Genomic DNA, 3,289 nt, shown 5'->3' with positions numbered 1-3,289 from the left:
CTGCACCGACAACGTGCATAACGGAAAGGAGGAGGGTGTGGATTGTGGCGGCCCGTGCGAGCCGTGCCCGTCGTGCACGGACGGCGTTCGCAATCAAGGCGAGGAGGGTGTGGATTGTGGCGGCCCCTGCAGCCCGTGCGCGAGCTGCTACGACAACACCCTCAACCAAGGAGAGCACTATACCGACTGCGGCGGCCCGTGCCGCCCATGCAACCTCCTCGACTTCCTCAAACACTACCTCTTCACCACCATCCTCTTCTTCCTCGCAATAGCAATTCTGCTGGCAATCCTGTTCTGGAACGCCGCGCAACACTCAGAACTCGTCCAACTCGCAACGTACGACAAGCATCTTACCTTCCTCCTCAACAAACCGTTCATCATTCGCATACTCCTCTTCTTCGCCAAGCTTCGCGGGCTCTTCTTCCTTCGGTCAACACCACACCCCCAAGCCGAAACAACCATCGCGACCCTGAGCAAGGCCACACTTTCAAGAAACGACGGCATGAGCGCGTTGCGAACGTTTTTCTCAAAACTTACCAACCTCCCGCCAGCATACACCAATGAAGAACTATTCCTCTCCCTCCAGCACTCACGCAGACCGCTCATTGTAAAACTCCTCCTCCTCATCCTTGCCAAGCGAACGACACGTCTTGAGAGCAAGATAACCGTAGCGGGCTACGCAAAGCAAGAATTCGAACTGGCAAGGAGAATCCTTCGCGCCGTAAAACGCCAACTCTAGGGAACAACCAAAAACGAACAACGCCCAGGAGAACACTGTTGCAACCCTCTCCGAAGGCACAGGGTGAAGGAGGAAAGCGCAGAAGAAAGGAAGAAGCACGCCCCGAAAAGCGCTTGCCCAGGGCACTACTCACTCGCCAGCACTCACCGCTTCACCGTCCAGGAAAGCAGCGACCCTTTCTTGTCATAAAAACAAAGGTCCTCCTCCTCATACGGCCGCTTAATAATCCCGTGCACCATTCCGTGCTTTTGAAACAACGCAAGGTCAGCCCTGCTCGGCCTGTTCGAAAAACCAGGGTGGCTGTGAATGGTGCCAATGATGGGATACGCGGGAGGAAGGTCAAGAGAAAAATGTGTTGCGTTCCTCGACGCAGTATACGTCTGGTACAGCAGACGCTCAACCCAGAGCGTCCCTTTCACGACGCGCCCGTCAAGAAACACAACGAACTCTTTGGGGTGGGCGGTCTTCGCTAGCTCGCAAACACCATCAACGACCGATTGTCTCACCACGACTCGCTCAAAGAAAAACCGATCAAGCCCCAACGCCCACCCGAGCGCCTTCCACGCTGCACTTCGCAAGCCCATTGCTTTCTGAGAAGGAAGCGCGCGTATAAGAATATTTCCCAGAAGAACAGTTCCTACGACGGCAAGGGCGGGCGACGGCGGAGCTGGCAGGAGATGAAGCGCAAACACGAAGAAAGACGTGCTGCAGTGTTGAAGGGTCGTTGCAGAGCAGGACGCGGAACGTGTTACCGCGAACGAAGAAAGGAGGGGGCGAGGAGTGAATACGTGCGAGAACAAAAAGCGCAACAAAAAAGCAAGAGCATAAAAAAAACCTGCAACTCCTTGGTTCGTATGGCCGAGCGCAAACTGCAAAAGACAAGCAAGAACAGAAGGAAAACACGCCCGAGCCATGCCGTTCCTCCCCCGGTAAAACCCCCCAGCAAGAAAACGGTCTCTTTCGTCATTGAGACGCTCAAGAAACAAAAAAGAGAACAAGCAAAACAGCCGGGCAAGCAGCAACGAACAATGCTTGACGCCTTCCAATCGCAAAGGAAAGACGCGTTTTTCATGCTCATCTCAACCGTCCTGAGCGTTCGCAACAGAGACGAATCAACAGAAGTCGTTGCAAGAGAGCTGCTTTCCCGCTACCCAACACCGCAAGCACTCGCATCGGCCCCTCTCCAAGATATAGAGGCAATAATCAAGCCAACAGGCTTTTTCAGACAAAAGGCGAAAAACATCCAAGCCATCGCGAACATCATTATCACGACGTTTGGCGGCGCCGTTCCACAAACCATGCACGACCTCACCTCGCTCCCTGGTGTGGGGAGAAAAGTGGCAGGATGCGTCTTAGTTTACGCGTTCGGAAAGAACACGTGCATTCCGGTTGACACGCACGTGCATCGCATCAGCAACCGTCTCGGATGGGTGGCCACAAAAAACCCCAACCAAACAGAACAAGAACTCATGAAATGCGTTCCTCGCAAGTACTGGAAAAATCTCAACGACCTCTTCGTCATCCATGGAAAAACCATTTGCAAACCCATCACCCCTTCTTGCAAAGAATGCCCGGTTCGTTCGGCATGCAAGCGCGTAGGCGTACCAACCCGCCACGAACAAAGGAAAAAAAGAAGCAAGAGCAGACACGAGAACCAATAAAAAATCTTTTTAACATCAATCACAACACCCTCCTTCACAACGATGGCGGTCGAAGAACTCTTCAGGAAAGATCGGTTCATCAAAACCTTTGAAGCAGTCGTGCAGGGCGTGGATGAAGGCGTGTACATCACCCTCGACAAAACCGCGTTTTACCCCGTCGGCGGGGGCCAACCGCACGATGAAGGCACGATCACCACCGAGTCTGGAGACTCGTTCTCCGTGGTTTTCGTCAAGAAACTGCCACACACCATATCTCACCAAGTAGACCGGCCAGGGCTCGAGCCCGGGCAGCGCGTACGCTGCGAGCTCAACTGGAAGCGCCGCTGGCGCCTTATGAGGATGCACACCGCAGCACACGTGCTCTCCAGTATCCTTGCAAAAGAAACAGGAGCGCGCATAACCGGAAATCAACTGGGCGAAGACCAGAGCAGGATCGACTTTTCTCTAGAAGAATTCTCCCCCGACCTTCTTGTTTCCGCAGTCGCCAAGGCAAATGAGCTGACCAGGAAAGCCATTCCTGTCCACGTCTCCGTCGTGGCAAGAAGCGACGCCTGCAAAAACCCCGCCTGGTCAAAGCTAGCAAAAGGCCTTCCTGAAGGTATTGAACAACTTCACATTGTGAAGATTGGCGACGTAGATGTCCAAGTCTGCGGCGGGACGCACGTCCAAGACCTCAAAGACGTCGGCACGATTGTTTTCATCAAGGCGCAAAACAAAGGAAAACAGAACAGAAGACTGTACTTCTCTTTAGCCGAGTAGGTGCGCATAAGCCAGGTGCATACGCTGCGATGATGCCAGGTGTTGTTGCTCCGAGAAACATGAAGCGTGCGGGGGAGCTATAGGGGTGAGGTTATGTGCTGGTGTTTTTTATGCACAGCGTGTTTTCTTG

The 3,289-nt window shown here is 53.6% G+C and carries 4 protein-coding genes; 3 read left to right on the top strand and 1 reads right to left on the bottom strand.

Features of this window, described 5'->3' with window-relative positions; translation table 11 throughout:
* The first annotated feature begins 13 nt into the window (after positions 1-13).
* Entirely contained in the window at positions 14-739 is a 726-nt protein-coding gene (locus tag D6783_00880; protein ID RME53783.1) for a hypothetical protein, read from the top strand.
* A gap of 143 nt (positions 740-882) precedes the next feature.
* Here the strand turns inward: D6783_00880 and D6783_00875 are convergent, their stop codons facing one another.
* Positions 883-1,653: a hypothetical protein gene (locus D6783_00875; protein RME53784.1), complete on the bottom strand. Its 771-nt coding sequence runs from the start codon at positions 1,651-1,653 to the stop codon at positions 883-885.
* Between D6783_00875 and D6783_00870 the strand changes: the two genes are divergently transcribed.
* Both D6783_00870 and D6783_00865 read left to right on the top strand, forming a co-directional pair.
* Positions 1,237-2,400 carry an endonuclease III gene (locus D6783_00870; protein ID RME53782.1) on the top strand — a complete coding sequence of 388 codons (1,164 nt, stop codon included), beginning with the start codon at positions 1,237-1,239 and terminating at the stop codon, positions 2,398-2,400. The two genes, D6783_00875 and D6783_00870, sit on opposite strands and share 417 nt — an antisense overlap.
* Positions 2,401-2,442: 42 nt before the next feature.
* Positions 2,443-3,159 (top strand): alanyl-tRNA editing protein, encoded by a 717-nt coding sequence (locus D6783_00865; GenBank protein RME53781.1) that lies wholly within the window; start codon positions 2,443-2,445, stop codon positions 3,157-3,159.
* Positions 3,160-3,289 lie beyond the last annotated feature (130 nt).

The organism is Candidatus Woesearchaeota archaeon (genome assembly GCA_003694805.1).
Classification (GTDB): domain Archaea; phylum Nanobdellota; class Nanobdellia; order Woesearchaeales; family J110; genus J110.
The sequence above is the reverse complement of the archived record's forward strand: the minus strand, read 5'-3'. Positions and strand labels throughout refer to the sequence as shown.

Bases quoted from the DNA above. Each gene is read 5' to 3' on its own strand.
- D6783_00875 (RME53784.1), bottom strand. From the start codon at position 1,653: ATGGCTCGGGCGTGTTTTCCTTCTGTTCTTGCTTGTCTTTTGCAGTTT.
- D6783_00865 (RME53781.1), top strand. From the start codon at position 2,443: ATGGCGGTCGAAGAACTCTTCAGGAAAGATCGGTTCATCAAAACCTTT.